Origin of the sequence: Methanosarcina barkeri 3, assembly GCF_000970305.1 — an archaeon.
Lineage (GTDB): Archaea > Halobacteriota > Methanosarcinia > Methanosarcinales > Methanosarcinaceae > Methanosarcina > Methanosarcina barkeri_A.
Genome location: NZ_CP009517.1, coordinates 2737924 through 2760466, shown reverse-complemented (window position 1 = coordinate 2760466; position 22543 = coordinate 2737924). Strand labels below are relative to the sequence as shown.

The 22543-nt window shown below is 40.9% G+C and carries 18 protein-coding genes and 1 tRNA gene; 17 read left to right on the top strand and 2 right to left on the bottom strand.

Annotated features, from left to right (window positions below; translation table 11 throughout):
* The first annotated feature begins 77 nt into the window (after window positions 1-77).
* The gene (locus MSBR3_RS11080) at window positions 78-1991 is read left to right on the top strand and encodes a PKD domain-containing protein (protein WP_048108152.1); all 1914 of its coding nucleotides are present in this window, start codon (window positions 78-80) and stop codon (window positions 1989-1991) included.
* 1730 nt (window positions 1992-3721) lie between these two features.
* A complete protein-coding gene (locus MSBR3_RS21635) occupies window positions 3722-5356 on the top strand; it encodes a glutaminyl-peptide cyclotransferase (RefSeq protein ID WP_052723376.1) in 1635 nt (544 codons plus the stop codon).
* 178 nt (window positions 5357-5534) lie between these two features.
* Here MSBR3_RS21635 and MSBR3_RS11070 read toward each other — a convergent pair whose 3' ends face one another.
* Entirely contained in the window at window positions 5535-6662 is a 1128-nt protein-coding gene (locus MSBR3_RS11070; RefSeq protein ID WP_048108150.1) for a right-handed parallel beta-helix repeat-containing protein, read from the bottom strand.
* Window positions 6663-7000: 338 nt separating this feature from the next.
* On the opposite strand from MSBR3_RS11070, the gene MSBR3_RS11065 reads away from it, so the two are divergent.
* The 4 genes from MSBR3_RS11065 to MSBR3_RS11050 all read left to right on the top strand — a co-directional run bounded on the left by MSBR3_RS11065 (window position 7001) and on the right by MSBR3_RS11050 (window position 11884).
* Window positions 7001-8371 carry a Single-stranded DNA binding protein gene (locus MSBR3_RS11065; RefSeq protein WP_048108149.1) on the top strand — a complete coding sequence of 457 codons (1371 nt, stop codon included), beginning with the start codon at window positions 7001-7003 and terminating at the stop codon, window positions 8369-8371.
* On the top strand, window positions 8364-9233 hold the full coding sequence (locus MSBR3_RS11060) for an RPA family protein (RefSeq protein ID WP_048108147.1): 870 nt from the start codon (window positions 8364-8366) through the stop codon (window positions 9231-9233). Before MSBR3_RS11065 ends, MSBR3_RS11060 begins: the two co-directional genes overlap by 8 nt.
* 250 nt (window positions 9234-9483) lie before the next feature.
* Window positions 9484-11055 (top strand): phosphoglycerate dehydrogenase, encoded by a 1572-nt coding sequence (gene serA / locus MSBR3_RS11055; protein WP_048108146.1) that lies wholly within the window; start codon window positions 9484-9486, stop codon window positions 11053-11055.
* A gap of 325 nt (window positions 11056-11380) precedes the next feature.
* Entirely contained in the window at window positions 11381-11884 is a 504-nt protein-coding gene (locus MSBR3_RS11050) for a DUF2240 family protein (RefSeq protein WP_048108144.1), read from the top strand.
* Between the two features lie 277 nt (window positions 11885-12161).
* On the opposite strand, the gene MSBR3_RS11045 is transcribed toward MSBR3_RS11050, so the two are convergent.
* The gene (locus MSBR3_RS11045) at window positions 12162-13790 is read right to left on the bottom strand and encodes an alpha-keto acid decarboxylase family protein (RefSeq protein WP_048108143.1); all 1629 of its coding nucleotides are present in this window, start codon (window positions 13788-13790) and stop codon (window positions 12162-12164) included.
* Window positions 13791-14350: 560 nt separating this feature from the next.
* Between MSBR3_RS11045 and MSBR3_RS11040 the strand changes: the two genes are divergently transcribed.
* From MSBR3_RS11040 to fni, 11 genes are all read left to right on the top strand, one after another.
* A complete protein-coding gene (locus MSBR3_RS11040; RefSeq protein ID WP_048102688.1) occupies window positions 14351-14731 on the top strand; it encodes a 50S ribosomal protein L18e in 381 nt (126 codons plus the stop codon).
* Window positions 14732-14741: 10 nt separating this feature from the next.
* Complete coding sequence (locus MSBR3_RS11035; RefSeq protein ID WP_048108142.1) at window positions 14742-15164, top strand: 50S ribosomal protein L13; 423 nt, start codon at window positions 14742-14744, stop codon at window positions 15162-15164.
* Between the two features lie 13 nt (window positions 15165-15177).
* On the top strand, window positions 15178-15582 hold the full coding sequence (locus tag MSBR3_RS11030) for a 30S ribosomal protein S9 (protein WP_048108141.1): 405 nt from the start codon (window positions 15178-15180) through the stop codon (window positions 15580-15582).
* A 4-nt stretch (window positions 15583-15586) separates the two neighbouring features.
* On the top strand, window positions 15587-15775 hold the full coding sequence (locus MSBR3_RS11025) for a DNA-directed RNA polymerase subunit N (protein ID WP_011306430.1): 189 nt from the start codon (window positions 15587-15589) through the stop codon (window positions 15773-15775).
* Window positions 15776-15850 (top strand) — tRNA-Pro (locus MSBR3_RS11020).
* Between the two features lie 114 nt (window positions 15851-15964).
* The gene (locus MSBR3_RS11015) at window positions 15965-16147 is read left to right on the top strand and encodes a DNA-directed RNA polymerase subunit K (protein ID WP_048108139.1); all 183 of its coding nucleotides are present in this window, start codon (window positions 15965-15967) and stop codon (window positions 16145-16147) included.
* A gap of 70 nt (window positions 16148-16217) precedes the next feature.
* Window positions 16218-16961 carry a 30S ribosomal protein S2 gene (gene rpsB / locus MSBR3_RS11010; RefSeq protein ID WP_052723375.1) on the top strand — a complete coding sequence of 248 codons (744 nt, stop codon included), beginning with the start codon at window positions 16218-16220 and terminating at the stop codon, window positions 16959-16961.
* Window positions 16962-17031: 70 nt separating this feature from the next.
* Window positions 17032-17829, top strand: coding sequence for an MEMO1 family protein (locus tag MSBR3_RS11005; RefSeq protein ID WP_048108137.1), 798 nt, complete (start codon window positions 17032-17034; stop codon window positions 17827-17829).
* A gap of 413 nt (window positions 17830-18242) precedes the next feature.
* Window positions 18243-19148 (top strand): mevalonate kinase, encoded by a 906-nt coding sequence (locus MSBR3_RS11000; RefSeq protein ID WP_048108135.1) that lies wholly within the window; start codon window positions 18243-18245, stop codon window positions 19146-19148.
* 97 nt (window positions 19149-19245) lie between these two features.
* Window positions 19246-20028: an isopentenyl phosphate kinase gene (locus MSBR3_RS10995; protein ID WP_048108133.1), complete on the top strand. Its 783-nt coding sequence runs from the start codon at window positions 19246-19248 to the stop codon at window positions 20026-20028.
* A 3-nt stretch (window positions 20029-20031) separates the two neighbouring features.
* Window positions 20032-21129 carry a type 2 isopentenyl-diphosphate Delta-isomerase gene (gene fni, locus MSBR3_RS10990; RefSeq protein ID WP_048108131.1) on the top strand — a complete coding sequence of 366 codons (1098 nt, stop codon included), beginning with the start codon at window positions 20032-20034 and terminating at the stop codon, window positions 21127-21129.
* The last annotated feature ends 1414 nt before the right edge of the window (window positions 21130-22543 follow it).

The following is a 22543-nucleotide window of genomic DNA, read 5'->3' as shown; positions in this document are numbered from 1 at the left end:
ACACTTGTGTATTCAAATGAGCGTTCATTGTAAACATTTACTTAACTACAGTACAAATTTTATTTAAACTTCTTTTAATGAACGGAGGAATTGGAATAAAAACATTAACCTCTCTGGTAGTAACTTTTTTAATTTTACTGTTTATATCCGGTCTCGGAGCTGCAGCTGAGATTATAGTGCAGCCAGGAGATTCTATTCAAAAAGCTGTAAATAATTCGTCCTCAGGCGATATAATTACTGTAAAACCCGGAACCTATACCGAAAATATCAACGTAAATAAAAGTAATCTTACAATCCGGTCAGAATCCGGAAACCCTGATGATACAACTATTATGGTTAAACGTTCAGGGGTCGATGTGTTCCTCCTGCAGGGAAGCAACATAAAAGTAACTGGACTTAAGATTATGGGAGCAAGATCCGGTTATGCAGGAATCCGTCTGTCTTCATGCAGCAACTGCATAATTGAGAACAACAAACTTATGAACAACTGTTATGGCATCTATTTCCTTCGTTCCACAGGGAATAAGTTTTCAAAGAATATGGCTATAAGCAACACAGATTTTGGAATTGTGCTTGGAACTGCAACGGACAATATCCTTTCAGGAAATAAGGCTTTTGGTAACGGCCGCGGTACTCATATTGGCAATTCTGACGGCAACACATTCTCAGGCAATACTATTGAAGATAATAGTGTTTATGGGTTTTATATCTGTGGCAAAAGTGACGCAAACCAGATTTACAATAACTACTTCAATGACACCAATATGACTATTAAAAACGGAATCGGAAATGTCTATAATACCAAAAAAACCGCAGGTACTAATATTGTAGGCGGACCATATATCGGAGGCAACTTCTGGGGAAAACCTGATGGTACAGGATTTTCCAATACCGCAACAGATGTAAACAGGGACGGAATTTCGGATTCAGCGTATAAAAGCATAACAGGCAGTATCTATTCTGACGACCTTCCTCTAGTTGTCTATAAACCCGGATCAATAGAGCCTGTTGCTGCTTTTTCTGCATCTCCAACTTCAGGAAATGCACCTTTGAATGTCAGATTTAATGACACAAGCACAGGAACACCAACTAAATGGAAATGGAGTTTTGGAGATGGGGCCTCCTCAACCTTGCAGAATCCAACGCATAAGTATTCCAAAGCCGGAAATTATGCAGTTGTACTTATAGTAACTAATTCAGCAGGTAGTAATACATTAACAAAACCAGATTATATAAAAGTGGTAACAAAACCGGTTGCAAACTTCTCTGCGAAACCCATCTCAGGAAAAGCACCATTAACGGTTACTTTTACTGACACAAGCACAGGAGCACCCACTAAGTGGAAATGGAGTTTTGGAGACGGAACAACTTCAACCATGCAGAATATAACGCATAAGTATTCTAAAGCCGGAATTTATACGGTTGCACTTACAGTAACTAACTCAGCAGGTAGTAACATGGTAACAAAGACTGAATATATAAAAGTCATAGTAAAACCAGTTGCTGCATTTTCTGCATCTCCTACCTCAGGAAAAGTTCCGTTAAACGTTAAATTTACTGACACAAGTACAGGAGCACCGACCAAATGGAAATGGAGTTTTGGAGACGGAACAAGTTCAACCCAACAGACCCCGACTCATAAGTATTCAGCCGCAGGAAGTTATACGGTGGTACTTACGGTAAGCGGTGCTACAGGCAGCAGTACAGTAACAAAAACTGAGTATATAAAAGTTGTAACAAAACCGGTTGCTGCATTTTCTGCATCTCCTACCTCAGGAAAAGTTCCATTAAACGTTAAATTCACTGACACAAGCACAGGAACACCAGTTAAATGGAAATGGAGTTTTGGAGACGGAACAACTTCAACCTTGCCGAACCCAACACATAAGTATTCAGCTGCAGGAAAATACACGGTAACACTGACAGCAAGTAACGCAGCAGGCAGTAACACGGCAACAAAATCAAGTTATATCACAGTGACAGGAACTTAACAGGTTCCTGTTACATATTTCCTGGTTTCCCACTCTCAGGAAAAGCTCTACTGAACTTATAGTTTATTGACAAAAGCAGCAATAGTCCAACTTCATGAAACTGGAGTTTTGGGTACGGAACCTATTCAACATCTAAGAGTCCTGCACATAAATACAGTGAAGCAAGAAAATTACTGTCAGCTTAACAGTAAAGAATGCTAAGGGAAATAATATTAAAACGATTATTTCTGAATATATTGTGTAAATAATATAGTAAACTTATGAATCAATTGAGGAAACATAGTAAACTCACGAACTAGTTGAAGTGTTGCTATATTTCTTAAAATTCTTTATTTAATATTCCCGAAATAGTCGAGTTAAAAAAAATAAAGATACTGAGTTTATTATAGAGGCTCTCCTAAAACTTCACTTAACCTCATTATTGCTGCTAAGATTACAACTCCGTTAAGATATTTTTTTATCTCACATCTTGAAAATGCTTTCTTACATGTCTTTCTTACATGTCTTTCTTACATGTCTTTCTTACGTGTCTTTCTTACATGTCTTTCTTACATGTCTTTCTTACATGTCTTTCTTACATGTCTTTCTTACATGGCTCTATCCAGCTAAAAATTTCTCTATTTCATTTTTCTTCTTTAATGAACTTAAAAGGACCCTATTAAAGTTACACTTGATTTACAATTAGTTGAGTGGATCAAAAATAAGGTTTTTCTTGCAAATTAAGCCGGATTTTTAATTTTATGGTATAAAACTACGTCATAAAACATCAAACAAAAATTGTAACCAAAAAAGAAGTTTTTGGACAAGAATTGGAAACTTTTTAATATAAAAAATCTAAATATAGAATGAATTTATAATTGTAGAACAAAATAACTAAGCTCCTACTATGCAGGATCTAACCTACAATCGATATAACAAGAATCCCTATAATGTTTCTTTTGTATAGAGAATGTGGAAACGATATAAGTACCGACCGTTGACTAACTAAGACAGAATGATATTAAAATTGAACTAAAGAGATTTGTCGTTTAAGAAATTTTATACTAAATCTGCAAATTACCTGTAGCTACATTCCGATTTTCATGAGTTTATGAACTCCAGTTCAATCTGTTAATTAAAAATGTAGTTATGTAGAAATCTTCTGAAATTAAGAATTTCCAGTTGTTTAAACTGAACTAGCTGACATACTTTTATATATTTATTTCAGAACCTATTGAAACTTATTTAGATAGGTCTTCTACAAAACCAAAAATGAAGAAACTACTAGTGCCGCGTCAACCGTAAAATGTCATATAAAAACGATGAGAATTCTTCGGAATCGTTGAATTCTTGACGATTGACTCGGCACTAGATTTTGGAACTGAGTTTTAGAGCAATATAAACCTGTATTCGGCAGGTCAACACTAATATTTGGGTATTTTTCAGGATAGGTATCCTACTCAAACTGTAAGGGAAAAAGTAGATCTCATATATTTATTGAAAGTTTAAAAATTTACTAGAGTATAAAAATGCATTAAGACTAAAAATACATTAAGAATCAATTTAACTTTCAAAATATGTGAAAAATTATTCTAGGTTTTTGGTTAGAATATTTTCCCTTAAATTAAGAGGATGTCAGGATAGTGTTTTTCAAACGCCTCTATTAGTTCGTCCTGTATTTAACATGTGTTAACACATTGCCCAATCATCACAATAAAAAGGACTGGCCGGCCACTTTTGCAGTCTTTTGGATGAAATTGAATGCAAATTTCCACAAAAATGCTATTCATGAGAAAACTTGCAAAACAATTTACCTGCTGGATGTAGGATCAAACACAAGGAGTAAGACAATGAAAATGAACAAAAAACTGTGTTCAGTAGCTTTAGCTTCAACAACTATTGTTTTATTTTTAATTTTAACATTATCTACTACATCGGCAGCTACTGCACAAATTACTTCTAACACGGCTGGATACGCCTATGTTACAAATAGTGGCAGCACCACTGTCTCTGTAATTGACCTTGCAATAAACAAGGTTACAGCTACGGTAAGTGTAGGAAAATATCCTTACGGAGTTGCAATCAATCCTGCCGGAACAAAAGTGTATGTGTCAAAAGAAGTAAGCGGCGTTATCTCGGTAATTGACACCAAAACAAACAAGGTTACAGCCACAATAAAGGTAGGGAAGCGTCCCTGGGGAGTTGCAGTTAACCCGGCTGGAACAAAGGTGTATGTGGCAAACGAAGGTAGTAGAAGTGTCTCGGTAATTGACACTGCAAGCAACAAGGTTACAGCTACAGTAAAAGTAGGAAATTATTCTTGTGGAGTTGCAGTAAATCCGGCTGGAACAAAAGTATATGTGGCGAACACTCTCGATAACACTGTTTCTGTAATTGACGCAGCTACAAACAAGGTCACAGCCACGATAACTGTAGGAAATCTCCCTACCGGAGTTGCGGTTAATCCGGCAGGAACAAAGGTATATGTGACAAATGAACGCGACGTCTCTGTAATTGATACCGCAAAAAATAAGGTTGCTGCCACGGTGACTGTAGGAAAATATCCATGGGGAGTTGCAGTAAATCCAGCAGGAACAAAAGCATATGTGACAAACTATGGAGACGGTACTTTTTCTGTGATTGATACAGTCACAAACAAGGTTACAGCAACAGTGAATGTAGGAAGTTATCCTTTAGGAATTGCTTTCAGCCCAGACGGAAATAACGTATATGTGGCGAAAGAAGCAAGTGGTGCTGTTTCCGTAATTAACACAGCCACAAACAAGGTTACAAATATAGTAGGAGTAGGAAAAGATCCTGTTGCTTTCGGGCAGTTTGTAGGTTCTGTCCCAGTACTCCCTGTTGCAAGTTTCACCAGTAGTGCTACATCAGGAAAAACACCAATAAATATCGCTTTCACTGACACAAGCACAGGAGCACCTACCAAATGGAAATGGAATTTTGGAGACGGAACAACCTCAACCCAGCAGAATCCCATTCATAAGTATTCAAAGGCAGGAACATATACTATTAAGTTAACAGTAACGAATTCGGTGGGTAGTAACACTGTAACAAAAACGAACTATATAAAAATTGTAACAAAACCTGTTGCAGACTTCACCAGTAGTGTTACATCAGGAAAAGCACCAATAAATGTCGCCTTCACTGATACGAGCACAGGGACACCTACCAAATGGAAATGGAATTTTGGAGACGGAGCTACGTCAACTCAGCAGAATCCCATCCATAAGTATTCAAAGGCAGGAACATATACTGTAAACTTAACAGTAACCAATGCTGCAGGCAGTAGCGCGGTAACAAAAACAAACTATATAAAAATAATAGAAAGACCGACTGCTGCAATCTCTACGAAATCTACCTCATAAAAAACACTAATAAATGTCATTTTTATTGACAAGAGTACAGGAACTCAAACTAAGTGAAAATAGAGTTTTGTAAACGAACCTTCTAACCCGCTGAATCTAACGCGTAAACTGTTGAAGGTTCAGTTTTTTTCTTTGTTCTTATTTTCTTCTCTCTATTTTGTATCTTATCTTTCTTTCCTCATCTGGTTCGCTTCAGGAAATAGGCTGCTCCTATAGCCGGTCCCAAAACACCAGGTCCAGGTCCGGGTGATTCTTTTTCCTCTGAATCCCCTTTATTGGTAGCATTTTCATCAGTAGTGTTTCCATAAGTAGTATTTTCGACTGAAGTTTCTGTAGCTTCTTCGGTTTTATTTACAGTAATTTCTGAACTGGTTGCTTTCTCCCTGTCGGCCAGGCCCTGCTCATAAGCACTGGCATTCAGATTGCTTTCAATGGATTTAACGGCCTTTGGGACTTTTGGGAATAGCGGGTAGTTATCGGTTCCTCCACCTGTGATATTATATGAGGTATCGCAAATTCCGTTGCTATTTTCGTCCACACCAGTTTCGCTATAACCTTTACCTTCAAGGTTGGCCCAGAAATTTCCTCCTATGTAAGGACCCCGGATGATATTCTCTCTTTTTTTGAGGGGGCTTTGCCAGATATTTTCCGCATTTGCGGTTTTTTCTTTGACATTTTCGTCGTTTTTGAAGTAATTGTTGTATATATGGTTCTTGCTGCTTAACTCAAGAGCGATTCCCGGACCATAATTATAGGCAATTATATTGTCGACAATATCATTTGAGTTTGAGCTTTCGAGCCTTATTCCTTTCTCGTCAAGGGTAACGAGATTATTACTTATGGTGTTGCTGTCAGAACCTTTGAGAAGAATGCCGTCTTTGGCTCCCTGGACTCTATTGTTGTTAATATAGCAGCTTTTAACTCCTGTAAGCAAGATCCCTGCTTTTTCCGAACCCTCAATGGCAAACCCGCTAAAAGATGCCCTATCTACGCTGATTTCAATAGTGTTTTTCGCAGGATCAGCTGCCCTTATCACTGTATCTTCTGGCTTTCTTGACTCCGACCAGATCTGGACTTGCTTCTTTATTTTGAGATTTTCAACATAGGTTCCAGGGCTTACATAAATACTGTCTCCGACTTCTGCTTCATCAATTGCGGCTTGTATATAAATATAGTCTCCTTCATTTGTCGAACTTACTCTTAAAGTCGAGGCCGAGGAGGTAGAGCAGGTACAGAGAACTGCCAGAGTAATCGCAAGTGCCGTCAGCTTAAAAGCTCTGAAATTCTGTCTGTTTATTCTTCTCATACTGGTTCTTCCTTTACATTTTGAAGCTTCCGTTTTCTTTAGTCAGGGTTCAACTCTTTAGAAAAAGGAAAACCTTCCTTTTTTAGGTTTTTTACTGGTTTTTAGTAAAAATTTTCTCAATAATAGCCAGGAAAGTAATTTTATCCTGAAATTAATATACCTTTGGAAATCAAAAATTATAAACAGCTATCCTTAAATAATAGTTCAATATCCTCTACGATAAAGGAAATTAATCTTCAGTCAAAGCCTTATCTTCAGTTAAAGCCTTAAATACTGTAGAACCCGATATTACACTGAAATTTTATTGTTTTATTATTGTCTCGAACGGAGGCCTAAAAATGGATGATAAGATTGCGCCCCATCTTGAAGAGTTAACCAGGGCGCTTGGAGACCTTGAAAAAACTGGCATAAGGGCAGAGTTTGAGAAACTCATTGCTTTTCGTGTCCCGCCTGATGTCGCAAAAGAGAGTATCCTCCGCAAGTTCGGAGGAAAAAGAAAAACTTTGAAAGTAAAGGATCTGTCTGCTAATATTAAGAACTTTGAACTTACTGGCAGGATTCTGGACCTTGGAGAAAAATCAATCCGCCAGCAGGCAGGGACTCAGGAAAAACCTTCCAGGCTTTATACCGGAGTTCTTGCAGACGAAACCGGTTCTGTCCTGTTTTCTTCCTGGAGAGAGCTACCAGGTTCGATTGGGGATGTGATCAACATCAAAAACGCCTATGTTCGGATCTGGCAGAACCGGATCAGGCTTTCTATAGGGGAACAGTCTCCGGTGTCGAAAATCTCGGGCTCTTCGCTTCCTCCATTGTCCGAACTTTCAGCAAGCCAGAAGAAGAAGTTAATTGACATAGGAGCTGCGGACTTTTCCGTAGATACAATAGCCTGCGTGCTTAAGCTTTCATACAGGGAAATTCTTGTAAAGGGGCGCAAGTCCAGAGTGATTTCTGGCGTGCTTGCGGACGAGACCGGCAGGCTACCTTTTACGGCCTGGATTGAACTGCCTGGCATTGATATCGGAAGCATTATTCGAATTGAAGGAGCTCAGGTGCGGATATTCCGAGGAATGCCATCAATAAATATTCTGAGCAGCACAAAAGTCTCTTCGATAGGATCCGACGAAACCGGAAAACTTTCATTTACTTTCGAATCCGCAGCAAAAGATCCTGTCCCTCTCAAAATCCAGGAGATAAATTCAAGAGACAGCATGTTTGATGTGTCCATAGCAGGCAACCTGGTTTCAGTCAGGCCTGGTTCAGGTATTGTCTCCCGTTGCCCTGAATGCAGTCGTGTAATCCAAAAAGGAAACTGCAGGGTGCACGGAAAGGTCGAAGGTATATGGGACATGCGGATCAAAGCCGTAATGGATGACGGAACAGGTTCCGTATCAGTTATGTTTCCAAGGGAACTTGCGGAAATTATCTATGGAAAAACTCTTGAAGAAGCTGAGCAGCTAATGTTTTCTGACGTCTCAAAAGATGCAGTCTATGAAGACTTAAGGCGCTTTCTTACGGGCCGCTATCTTGCAGTACGCGGGAACTCTTCAAGAAGTGAATTTGGGATTTCTTTCGTAGCTGAAAATGCCTGGGTGCCTGAAGAGGACCTTGCTGTGAGGGTAGTTGAACTCCTTCGCAGGCTCGAGCCGGATGAAGAGGACGGGCAGGATAAAAGTCCACAGGTTTCCGGGGGAGGAATTGAACTTGCTTAAACGAGAGGTTGCAAAAAGAGTTTTTGCAAGAGAATTCGAAGCCTGCAGAGAATTTGAAAAACTCGAGCATTCGGACTCGGAAGCTGCAGATTCAAAAACTCCGAACCTGCTTATTAGCCCTCTGGGACTTATTCTCAATCGTGTTTTTGTAGTTGGAGTGGTCACAGAACTTGATAATATCGGAACACAGAGTGAGATGTGGAAGGCAAGAATAGTTGATCCTACTGGTGCTTTTACGGTCTACGCAGGGCAGTATCAGCCTGAAGCTTCGATCTTCTTCTCAACGATACAGGTTCCTGCTTTCATTGCCCTTACAGGAAAAGCCAGGACCTACGAACCCGAACAAGGATCTATTTTTGTTTCTATTCGGGCTGAAGAAGTAAATATAGTGGATGAGGAAACTCGTAACAGATGGGTCGTAGATACCGCAGAACAGACTGTCGAGAGACTTGAGGTCTTCTCGGATGCTCTGACCAGCGAATATCGTGGAGAAAAACTTCGGGAATACCTTCTGGAGAAAGGCATTTCTTCCGAGCTTACGGAAGGAATTGTAATTGCGCTTGAACGGGAACGCTCTCCTGATGAGTTTGCAAAACTACTTAAGTCTTCCATCAGGGAAGGCCTCAAAACTCTGGATTTGGACTCAGAAGATAATGCTGATGCTAAAGCCGACCAGAAAGAATTCGTGCTCGAATTGCTCAGGGAAATGGGTGGAACCAAAGGAGTCGATTACGCAGCTTTTATGGATGCTGCAGCCTCCCGGGGAATTTCTGAGCAGGTTGTAGAAGAGGTTATTCGCTTCCTGCTTGCAGGCGGGCAGTGTTACGAACCTAAGATCGGAATAATAAGACTGGTAGGGTAATTCAAGATCGGAATAATAAAACTGGTAGGGTAATTTAACATCGGAATAATAAGATTTGTAAGGTAACCAAAGATCAAAAATAATAAGGCTTGTAGGAAATATTGCAGGGAAGAAAACCTGCGGTAAAAATAAAATTAGAAGGGATTAGCTCTTATATATGTGTGATAATGCTTAAGTGTAATTAGGTTAATTGGTATTCTCTGTTAAAACTTAATATCTCACATTTATTGTATTAATTGGAGAAATTGACATGAAAGTATTAGTCAGCGACTCACTCTCCAGTGAAGGTTTGGAGATTCTAAAAGAACACTTTACGGTTGATGTTTCCACCGGGCTTTCCGAAGAGGAGCTGGTGAAAAAAATTAAAGATTACGATGCTCTTGTAATACGCAGCGGCACCCAGGTTACCCAGAAAATTATCGAAGCTGCCGACAACCTGAAAGTTATCGGGAGAGCCGGGGTCGGAGTTGACAATATTGATGTGGATGCAGCTACAAAGAAAGGCATTATTGTGACTAACTCTCCCGAAGGCAATATGATTTCGGCGGCAGAGCACACAATTGCCATGATGATGGCAATGTCCAGGAACATCCCCCAGGCAAATGCTTCCCTGAAAAACAGGGAATGGAAGCGTAATAAATTCACAGGTGTTGAGGTTAAAGGCAAGACCCTGGGAGTCATAGGTCTCGGAAGAATCGGTTCTGAAGTCGCAAAAAGGGCTTCAGGGCTTCAAATGAACCTTATGGGATATGATCCATTCGTTTCCGAAAAGCGGGCTGTCGAGCTTGGAATCAAGCTGGCAACAGTTAATGAAATTGCAAAGGCAGCCGACTATATCACCGTGCATACGCCTCTTATTAAAGAAACCAGAAACATTCTTGATGAAGAGCAGTTTGCCATGATGAAGCCCACAACCAGAATTCTCAACTGTGCCCGTGGCGGAATTATCAATGAAGAAGCTCTGGCAAAAGCTCTTGAAAGCGGAAAAATAGCCGGTGCAGCAATAGATGTTTTCGTTGAGGAACCTCCTTTTAATAGCCCCCTCCTGAATTTTGATAATGTTGTAGTAACTCCTCATCTTGGTGCCTCCACGCAGGAAGCTCAGGTCAATGTGGCAGTTGAAATTGCAAATGAAGTAGTGTCTGTTCTTACAGGTGGAACTGCAAAGAACGCAATCAATATTCCCTCGGTAAAGCCAGAAGCTATGGCAGTTCTTGCTCCTTACATCAGGCTTTCTGAAATTATGGGTAAGATTGCAGGGCAACTCGTAGACGGAAATTACGAAAAGGTAGAAATCGGGTACAATGGGGAGATTTCCGGAAAGGATACAAGGCCTCTTACAGTCTCTGCTCTTAAAGGGCTGCTTGAGATGGCTCTCGGTTCCGGAGTAAACTATGTCAATGCTCCTACCCTTGCAAAGTCAAGACAGATTGCAGTTGTAGAAAGCAAATCCGAATCTTCTGAGGAATACTCTTCAACTATCAGTATAAAACTCAGTAGCAATGGGCAGACAAAACTGGTTGCAGGTACTGTTGTCGGAGACGAGCCAAAGATTGTTGCAATTGATGACGACAGAGTAGATATCTTCCCTGCAGGCCGCATGATTTTTGCCAAACATATTAACAGGCCTAATGTTATCGGACCGTGCTGCATGGTGCTCGGCAAAAACAATATCAATATTTCAGGCATGCAGGTTGGAAGAGCAGAAATCGGAGGCGTTACCATGATGGTTCTTAATATAGACTCCGATGTTTCTGATCCAATCCTTGAGGAAGTCCGGAAAGTCGATGGAATCCTTGATGCCAAACTTGTGACACTTTAAATTTTCCTTTTCAGGAAAACTTTACTCCGGCAGAAGTTCAGGATAAAAAATTCCAGGCCGGAGATTTTAAATTTTTGAATCCTTGTCTTAAATTTCTTGATTCTATACCTCTTTATATTAAACTTTTCATTACATTCACAATAATATTATATTTCCAACATTATACTCTCAATAACAGTATAAGATTATAGCTTTAACAGTATTGTATTTTTCAACAATATACTCTCAATGACAGTATACCTTCAACAATATTATACACTTAAAATATCATACTCTCAATATTATTACACTCTCCTTGCCAGATCAATTTTTATGGGTGCAGTTAATGGAAGAACTTAAACGCGTAGTCTCCGTTCCTTTTAAAAAAACTCTTGCAGCTTCTCTCTCGGAGAAGGATTTTGAGTATTCTCTAGCTTTTGACCTGAAATGGTTTCCCCCGAAAATTGCCTCAAAAGTAAAGGAAAAAGCCCTTGAAGCAGGTCTTCTCGTGTTTAGAGACGGTGGTCTTGTGCCTGCTTTTGATGTGGAAAGTATTCGGCTTCCGCATGCTTTCAAGCCGTCGGAGAATTTTCTTGAAAATCCGGGCAGTTCTGGAGAAAAAGCGCCGATAAAAGAAGAAATTTCCTTTGAGCAGGTTCTGGAATTTATCTCTGCAGATAATGGGATAAACCGGCAAAAATTGGTTTCTGAGATTAATTTCATGCAGGACCGTCTTTCCTACCTTGTGGACATTAGAGTTGTGGCACTAATTGTAGCAAAAAAATTCGGATGCGATATTTCGGTAATTTATGACAGGGTTTCGAGGTCGGTACTTGGTATATCTTACTAATGGATTTCCACAACTACTTATGGAAGAATATATATCTGCAACCACTTATAGAAGAACAGATATCTGCAACTACGTATAGAAGAATAGATATCTGCAACTACGTATAGAAGAATAGATATCTGCAACTACGTATAGAAGAATAGATATCTGCAACTACTTAAACAAAAGAGAAGCCGCAGTTCTTTCAAGAAGTTCTATTTTATTCAAACATATCGGAGAAGAGTTACCTGAGAGAACAACTTCCTATAACTTTTGGATAAAATTAAATTGTATTTTTTTATAAATTTTTGTGGATCGTTTCCATAAGCGGAGGAGCCGATAATTTCGGTGTAACTACTTCTATGTATGCACCCTTTTTAGCATTATTCAGTTCTCTCATAACCTTATCAAGGTCCTCGCAGGTGGTAACCTTTCTCGTAATCCAATCGTTGCAACCGAGAACTTCAGGTAGTTTATAATATTCCCACTGTGCAATGTCATTATAACAGTAATCTAGTTTTTTAGACAGCATTTTTTCTATCAGGTAGCCATGATTATTCAATACGAAAATAATAGGTTTCAAACCGTAGCGATAAAATTGGCTGATTTCCTGAACGGTCATCTGGTGTGACCCTTCGCCAGTGATAAGAATTACTCGTCGATCAGGTACAGCAAGTGCAGTACCGAAGGAAGCCGGGGTAGCCCAGCCAATCGCTCCCCAGAGAATCTGGTTTTGGAACTTAGCTCCTTTCGGTAAAGGTAGAGGCAGTAACCCGTAAAAGGATGAGGTTGAGTCAGCCATGATTATGTCATCGGGCTTAAAAAACTCAGCGTATTTAGAGTATAAATAGTCAGCTGTTATTGGATCCTTAGCATTTACCCGTGGAATTGCGGGACGTCTGGCCACAGGTCCCCTGATATCGGTACGCTTGTTAAGCCTTCTGGTAAGTTCCTCCAGTACATCAAGCATTTTCACATTGATGTAATCAGTACGCCCGATATGAACACTGGAAGGCATGATATTGATAATTCGAGATTTATCCAGCTTTGCCGTGAACATTCCCATGTTAACATCAGAGGGAATAGTACCTATGGCAAGTATACAGTCGCAGGATTCTACAAATTCCCGAATTTCAGGATTGATAAGTTGTCCCATGTATAATCCAAGGTAGGAAGGGTTAGTCTCGTCAAGCACGGACTTATCCAGCGCCATAGTAACATAAGGCAAGCCCGAAGCATTAATAACAGCCATAGTCAGGTCCTTGAGGCCAAAACGGTCAACAAGAAAACCAGGCATAATACAGGCTTGTTTTGCATTCGAGAGTTTACCTTCAATAATTGAGACTACTTCTTCAAGAGTTGCAGGGTCGCTTTTTACAGGTGTTTCTTTTGGTGCCGTGAAGGATGAAATATCTGCGTTTACATAGTCATTAGGTACTGCAATGTAAACTGGACGGCGGTTCTCCAGGGCGGTTTCGATAACACGCTCTACTTCTTGAACACAGTTTTCCGGAGTAAGCACCGTACTCGCACATACTACTGGCGCAGCCATCTCCATAAATACGGTGGATTCTCCGTCGCCAAGCGAGTGATGTAATATATCGTGTCTCTTCTGTGCCTGCATTTTAGGCATTCCGACAATATGGAATACCAGATCGTACTCCGCGTAAGAGCCTGCTATACCGCATAGCGTGGAAAGTTCACCTACGCCAAAAGTAGTAGATAGTGCTGACATACCTTTAATACGAGCATACCCATCAGCGGCATAAGCAGCATTCAGTTCATTGCAACAGCCTATCCAGCGGAGCTCTTTATCGTCACATATGGCGTTGTTGATAGGAAATGCAAAGTCTCCTGGCACGCCGAAAATATCCCTTATTCCCAGTTGCTTTAATCTGTCCAGAAGGTATTGAATAACTGTCGGCATAATATCACCTGTTTCTTGTCTGCGTTTTCCTGTCCGCTTATTTCATATTTCGTACCATGCACAGTAATTATTAATGTACCTATAAAGAAGTTTAAACTCGTTTGCAGCCTGTTAATAGATCGGATATTAATTCTACGTGAGATTTCCCTCTTCCTCAACACTGATCATTCCACTAGTAGTATAATTCATTTATTATTATAAAAATAGGATTTCTTTCTCTTTCTAATAACCCTATCTATATCGGTTAACTCCGAAAACAAGTTTTATAACTAATAAGTAAAACGAAAATTGAGGTTATGAGTAAACAGAGATAGAAAAATATTGGAGACGAAAAAAGATTATTGTTTGGAATCCTTGCAAATGGAACTAATGGTGCACATAATCTTTATGTACTAGAAATGTTATTCACATCATACCAATTCCAACTAATCGCTTGTTCTTTAAATTTGCTGCTTTTGGATTCAGATTCCAAATGAGCAGCTATAGCGATGTTCGAACGCGATAGGGAATTTTTTTTCCGCGTGAGTGAGATTTATACAGATCTTGCGGAGGAACATACTTTGGGTAAAAAATCACTAGTAAAACTGACAAGAAAAACAAATCCAAGAATCGTTTCCCTGATTCTTACCCTGAAAGAGAGGGCAAATACAAACACTGCCCCCATCTGGAAGGATATCGCGAGACGTCTTGAGATGCCGTCCCGAAACTATGCGGCTGTGAATTTGAGTAAAATTAACAGGCACACGGCAGAGGACGATGTTCTGCTTATTCCAGGAAAAGTTCTGGGCGCAGGTCTTCTTGACCACCCTGTAACTGTTGCGGCTCTAACCTTCAGTGACTCTGCAGTTGATAAGATCACTGAAGCCGGTGGCAAGTGCCTGAGTCTCGAAGAGATAATGGAAGCAAATCCAAAAGGGTCCGGTATCCGGATTTTCCGCTGAGGTGTCGAAGATGACGGTTATCGATGCAAATGGGCTTATTCTAGGACGTCTTGCAAGTACAGTTGCAAAACAGTTGCTTTCAGGAGACGAAGAGATATATATTGTAAATGCTGAAAAAGCCGTAATTTCTGGCTCAAGGGCGACCACCCTCAAAGAATACCGGGAAACCCGGGAGAGAGGTGCTACCGAATTCGGGCCTTACTTCCCGAAGCGTCCGGATCGCATCCTTAAGAGGACTATCCGTGGCATGCTGCCCTATAAAAGAGCAAGAGGTAGGGATGCAATGTCCAGACTCAAGGTCTATGTAGGTGTTCCCTCTGAACTCAAGGGCACTGAAACAATCACAATTGCAGATGCCGATATGAGGCTTCTAAGCTCCAGTAAATATATTGAACTTGGTGAAGTGAGCCAGAAAATGGGTTCAAAATTTTAAAGGGTGAGTCCTCATGGTCAAAGTAGTTAATTCATCTGGAAAGCACAAGACTGCAACTGCACGTGCAACAGTCACAAAAGGAACCGGGAAGGTCAGGATCAACAAAGTTCCGCTCGAGCTATATAAACCAGAGCTTGTAATGATGAAGATCTCAGAACCTCTGCTGATCGCAGGAGACGAGGTGGTGTCCGGGCTTGACATTAACGTAGATGTCCGGGGCGGCGGAATTATCGGACAGGCTAATGCGGTAAGGACTGCAGTTGCCAGAGGTATTGTGGAATGGACAAATGACACAATTATCAGAGATAACTTCGCAAGTTACGACCGCAATTTACTTGTAAGCGATTCCAGACAGAAAGAATCAAAGAACTTCGGTGGACCCGGAGCAAGGGCTAAATACCAGAAATCTTACAGGTAAGACTATGATCCCAGTCCGATGTTTCTCATGTGGAAAAGTAATCTCAAACTATTGGGATGAGTACAAAAGACGTGTCAGTGATGGCGAAAACGCTGCCGCAGTGCTGGATGATCTTGGGATCACCCGTTACTGCTGTCGCAGAATGCTGTTAAGTCATGTTGAACTCGTTGATGTGCTTTCGCCATACCAGTAAGGGACCGTAGGGTAGCTTGGTCCATCCTTCGGCGTTCGGGACGCCGGAACCTGAGTTCGAATCTCAGCGGTCCCATTTCCCTATTTCCAGGGTGCTGGTTTTAAGGCATGTAATGTAAAATATTAAAAATTATCATGGTTCTCAATTATCGGAATTCATCGGAGCGTTTTTAAATTTCAGGGTGATCAGTTGGTCAAGGAAAAGTATACCCGGTTCGAGCGTGCACGGATCATAGGTGCAAGAGCATTGCAAATTGCAATGGGAGCTCCTGTCCTTGTTGAAGATGACGGGCGGTTGGATCCTCTTAATCTTGCTATTGAAGAGTTGAAGGCCGGAGTTATTCCTATAACGGTCAAACGTAAAACCAGTTAAAAACGCAGTGGGATACATTTTCAGATACTGAATGTGTTTTATTGTTGATTCTATATTATGAGGTGACTTTATGGAGGAAATTGAGCAGACAGGGCAGGAAGAAAATAACGAACAGCCTTTGCCTGAAGAAGATGTCATGGCTGAAGCACAACCTGCACCTGAAAAGGAAGCCGCAGCAAAAACCGGATCTGTACCTGTAGAAACAGAGGACGAAGAACCCTCTGCTAAAGAAGGTTCTACATCTCTTGTTTCTATTGACGAATACCTGGCAGCAGGTGTCCACATAGGTACCCAGCAAAAGACCCAGGATATGATGCGTTTCGTATACAGGGTCAGAACTGACGGATTATATGTACTTGACATCCAGTCAACAGACGAAAGAATAAGAGTTGCAGCAAAATTGCTGTCTCACTATGATCCTTCAAGAATCCTTGTGGTTTCTTCAAGGCAGTACGGTCAGCACCCTGCAAGGATGTTCTCCAGGTCACTGGGTACAAGAGCAATGCTTGGAAGGTTTATCCCGGGCTTACTTACAAACCCACAGATACATGGTTTCTTTGAGCCTGATGTTGTGATCGTAACCGACCCTGCAGGCGATGCACAGGTACTGAAGGAAGCGTCAAGCATCGGAGTGCCTGTTATAGCGCTCTGCGATACTAACAACCTGATTTCAAATGTGGATCTTGTAATTCCCACAAACAACAAAGGTAGAAAAGCTCTTTCCCTTGTCTACTGGCTGCTTGCAAGGGAAGTTTCCCGGCTTAATGGTACTCCCTTCAATTACGAGTTAACTGACTTCGAAACACCTCTCTGATTCCGAAAGGCGACCCTGCAGACTGCAAGGATTTATAAAAATAGCCCGTATCTTATATGGGTGATCATAAATGAGACAGCCAGCAGTTGCAGGGCAGTTCTATCCCCTGCGTCCTGAAAATCTGGAGAAAGAACTTAAGCAATGTTTTGAGGGTCTGGAGATCCGGGAAAGGGATATCCTGGGAGCAGTTTGCCCGCATGCAGGATATGTCTATTCAGGGAGAGTTGCTGCATACGTTTATGCAGCTCTTTCCAAAGCCGACACATATGTCCTTTTTGGTCCCAATCATACGGGATATGGTTCTCCGGTATCAGTATCCATAGATACCTGGAAAACTCCTCTGGGATCTCTCGAGGTTGATCGAGAACTTGCAGAAGGGTTATCCGGAAGTATTATTGATATGGATGAGCTTGGGCACCGATACGAGCATTCGATCGAAGTTCAGCTTCCTTTCCTTCAATACCGCTTCGATCATGATTTCAGGATTCTTCCTATTTGCCTGGGTATGCAGGATGAAGAGACCGCAACTGAAGTGGGATCCCTTATTGCTAACCTTGTTTCAAAAAGTGGGAAGAAAGTGACCTTCATTGCATCCAGCGATTTTACTCATTATCAGCCTGCAAACCTTGCAAGGAAAACGGATGAAGAAATTATAGAAGCTATCCTTAATCTGGATGTTTCGGGGATCTATGAAAGTTTATATAGAAGAAATGCATCCGTATGCGGATACGGCCCTATTTCTGCGATGCTAACAGCCTCAAAGAAGCTTGGTGCAACTCGGGCTGAACTGCTTAAATACTCAAATAGTGGGGAGGTTTCCGGAGATATGAATGCAGTTGTAGGATATGCTGCAATTGTTGTGGAGTAAGAGAAATCCCGCAGTTACCAGTGTCACGAAAACTCAGTTATTGATAGTCTTATAAGTTCAAAATCGTTGTATTCTGATGAGAAACTCCAGAATTATGCTCAGTTAAACTGCCAAGACATTATGGTAGTAGAAAAAACTCTGCGGAAAACGAAGTATACTCGTTTTTAATTAAAAGGTATAGGGAGAGTTACGAATCTCCAAGTAAATTTTTTATGGTTTTTACCGTTATCTACTTATTATAGGTTTGTAAAACAGATTAAACATCAAAACAAAGTATTTTTAGCATTTGGAAACAAAGTGATGATGTGTTTATAAAAATTTACTATTCATCCAAATAAATTAACATTCCATCTTCAAGAGTAAATGCATTTCTTACCTGCTTCAATCAAATTTGTAACTTTCAGAGGAGTAATATGATTTCGTGTTCCGCCCCCGGGAAAATATATCTTTTCGGAGAACATGCGGTTGTCTACGGAGAACCTGCAATAGGATGTGCAATTGAATTAAGAACCCATGTACGGGTGGAATTATGCGATTCTATAATAATTCAGTCGGAAATTGGCCGAACCGGAATTGATTTTGAAAAACACCCTTATATCTCCGCAGTCATTCAGAAAATGAGGGAAATGGTGCCAATAAACGGCGTCCATCTGAAAGTTGATTCTGAGATCCCTGTGGGCTCGGGACTTAGTTCATCTGCTGCTGTTACGATTGCAAGTATAGGTGCACTTAATGAAATGTTTGGCTGTGGCCTCTCTCTCGAAGAAATTGCTAAAATGGGACATGAAATCGAAATTCAGGTACAAGGGGCCGCGAGTCCTACTGACACTTATGTCTCTACATTCGGAGGAATCGTGACCGTTCCCGATAGGAAGAAGCTGAAGACGCCTGACTGCGGAATAGTTATCGGGGATACAGGAGTTTTCGCTTCTACAAAAGAGCTTGTAATAAATGTGAGAAAACTCCGTGAAAGTTATCCACATCTTATAGAGCCTTTAATGGTCGTCATTGGAAGAATTTCCAAGACCGCAGAGCCCTTTTTCCTTGCAGGAGATTACTCTTCAATTGGCAAACTTATGAATGTGAACCAGGGCCTTCTGGATGCACTTGGTGTAAATACTTTTGAGCTCTCTAAATTAATATACTCCTCTCGGGGAGCTGGAGCTTTCGGAGCAAAGAGTACAGGAGGTGGAGGTGGGGGATGTATGGTTGCCCTTACAGCACCTGATAAATGTACACAAGTAGCTGAAGCCATTATAGATGCAGGGGGTAAAGCAATCATAACAAAGCCCACTGAACAGGGTTTAAGGTTAGAATGAGTAATTTAAACCTGAGCTCTTTAGAGTTTTATTTCTTAATTTCGTGCTATTCATAAAGGAAGCTGGAAATTTTAAAAAAGGTATTGAGTGATATTGCATGAATGTCTCAACCGAACCTGTTATCCTGAAACTTGGGGGCAGTGTCATTACTGACAAAGCCGCAGATCAAGGGGTTGTAAGAGAGGATTCTCTTCGGAGAATTGCAAAGGAAGTTTCCGAATACCGGGGAAAAATGATTATTGTACACGGTGCAGGTTCTTTTGGGCACACCTACGCTAAAAAATATCAGCTTGGCAAAGTTTTTGATCCTGAAGGAGCAATTGTAACACATGAGTCTGTCAAGAAACTTGCATCCAGAGTGGTAGACACTCTAAATGAGTATGGAGTCAGGGCTATAGCCGTACATCCGATGTGCTGTACGATTTGCAGAAACGGGCGAATCGAGAGCATGTACCTTGACAACATAAAGCTCATGCTTGAGAACGGGCTTGTTCCGGTTTTGCACGGAGATGTTGTTATGGATCTTGAACTCAGAGCGTGCGTGCTCTCAGGAGACCAGATAGTCCCCTATCTTGCAAAAGAACTCAAAATTACCCGTCTGGGGTTAGGCTCGGCTGAGGATGGAGTGCTTGATAATGACGGAAAAACCGTACCTGAAATCACCCCAAAAACTTTTGAAGATTTCAAGCATTACATAAGAGGGTCAGGAAGTACTGATGTTACCGGCGGTATGCTAGGAAAGGTTCAGGAACTTCTGGAACTCAGCAAAACATCTTGTATCACATCGTATATATTCAATGCCGGAAAAGATGATAATATATATCGGTTCTTAAATGGGGAGCCTATGGGAACCACAATCAGTCCAGACAAAAGGGTATGAAATATGATTAACACGACCTCAAAGCGAAAGATCGAACATTTGAAATTATGTGCTGAAAGCCCGGTTGAGTCCCGAAAAGTCAGTGCTGGCTTTGAGGACGTGACCTTGATCCACAGGGCGCTTCCGGAACTCAATATGGATAAACTGGACCTGTCTATAGACCTTCTTGGGAAACGCCTGCAAGCTCCCTTTTTGATCGCTTCGATTACTGGAGGTCACCCTGACACTACTCCTGTAAATGCTGCACTTGCCGCTGCGGCTGAAGAGCTGGGACTAGGAATCGGAGTTGGAAGCCAGAGAGCTGCATTTGATGATCCTGCTCAGGAAGAATCTTTCAGGATTGTTAGAGAAAAAGCCCCGAGTGCTTTTGTATACGCAAATGTGGGTGCTGCCCAAATTCGTCAGTATGGGGTCGATGGTGTTGAGAAACTTATAGATATGATCGATGCCGATGCCCTTGCCATCCACCTTAACTTCTTACAGGAAGCCATCCAGCCAGAAGGGGATAGGGATGCCACTGGTTGCCTTGATATGATAAAAGAGATCTGCTCAGTACTGAACACGCCAGTAATTGTTAAAGAAACAGGAGCTGGGATCTCAAGAGAAGATGCCCTCCTCCTTCAGAAGGCAGGTGTGTCTGCAATTGATGTCGGAGGTGCGGGAGGCACAAGTTGGGCAGGCGTCGAGGTATACCGAGCAAGGAAAAGTGGAGATTCTGCTTCCGAATACCTTGGGGAACTGCTCTGGGACTTTGGAATTCCAACAGTTGCCAGCATTATTGAGTCCAGGGTTTCTCTTCCAATCATTGCAACCGGTGGGATCAGGACAGGAATAGATATCGCAAAATCTATTGCTCTCGGAGCCAGTGCGGCAAGTGCGGCCCTGCCTTTTGTAGGTCCTGCTCTTGAAGGAAAAGAATCTGTTGTCAAAGTCCTTTCCCGCATGCTTGATGAACTCAGGATTGCGATGTTTCTCTGCGGCTGTGCAAACATACAGGATCTGCGTAACGCACCTGTAGTTGTTACTGGCCGGACCCTTGAATACCTGGGCCAGCGTGGCTTTAACGTAAAAGACTATGCCATAGCAGGAGACTCTTTCTGAATCGAGATTCTTTCTGGCATAGAGTTCGGTTAACTTTACCTGTAAGCTGTATTAAAATTCAATCTGTGTTAAAATTCGTTTTATACCGGTAAGATATAATAGCAGATATGTTAATTAGAAGATTCAATAGCAGATATGTTAATTAGAAGATTCATTCCATAACAATATTTATACATAATATGAAAGTAATGTTCGGAAATAAATCGTTAATATGAACAGTGATCTTGCAGTTCCGAATCCTGGAAAACTGATTCCGAATTATATGAGTAAGCATTGGACTTCAACCTGAGTTCTCTAATGTTAGTACAAGTACACTATAGATCTGCTTCAGGTTCATAACCAGATGTTACTGTAAATAGTTACTGTAAAGTCAATGAAATTCAGGAATTAATTTCGTAAAATTACTAAAACCGATTAAGTTAAGGGATATTTTCATAGAATTACGTAAAATCATTTAAATATAAGAGTTCATTTCACAATTACCTAAACTAAAGTTATTCAGTATGAACGAATTTCATTATTGGAATAGAAATTATTACGATAATTGTCGACTAGAAATCGCCTGGTGATATTAGAGTCATCTGGTGAAGTTACCGCTTGAATAAGCCAGATATAGAACGGACTAATGAGAAACAGCAGGGATATAGAACGAAAGTAAATTATAATAAGCTAGAATAAGCCGGAAGTAAACCAGAATAAGCTAGAATAAGCCGGAAGTAAACCAGAATAAGCTAGAATAAGCCGGAAGTAAACCAGAATAAGCTAGAATAAGCCGGAAGTAAACCAGAATAAGCTAGAATAAGCCGGAAGTAAACCAGGAATGAAATCAGGAGTAAAAATCCCAGTATAACACACAGGTTGCTGGATAAGCTCTAAAAGAATTGGCTAGAATCGAAAACTGGATGTTTTCAAAGCATTTTGAAAGTATAAAATCTTACTTTACAGAGTTGATCAGAAACCAGGTTCTTAAGAAGTACTAGCCATTAAGTAAAGAGTTCATAAAGGCTCTCCTGTTCCTAAAGTAATAATAGAATTCGTTAGATCTAAAAGGGTAGAACCTTTGAAGAAACGTATATCTATAGAAGAGAGAATCTAAAGGCAATTCTGGAGTAATTGGAGTAATTCTGAAGTAATTGGAGTAATTCTGAAGTAATTGGAGTAATTCTGGAGTAATTGGAGTAATTCTGGATGTGCTTGACAGCCATTTGAATCTATACTGAAATAGAGAAATTAAAGTAGAATTCTTCTGCAAGAGATGTAGCCTGGTTCGTCTCATCGGGGGTGGAGTTCTTCCTAACAGGATTGAGTATGGCTGCTCTAAGGTAATTCTATGCTAGACTCTATATTATCTGTACCTGGGCTCTAATTATGCTGTACCATTCATATCGCAGCTATCATTTTAAGGTCATCACCT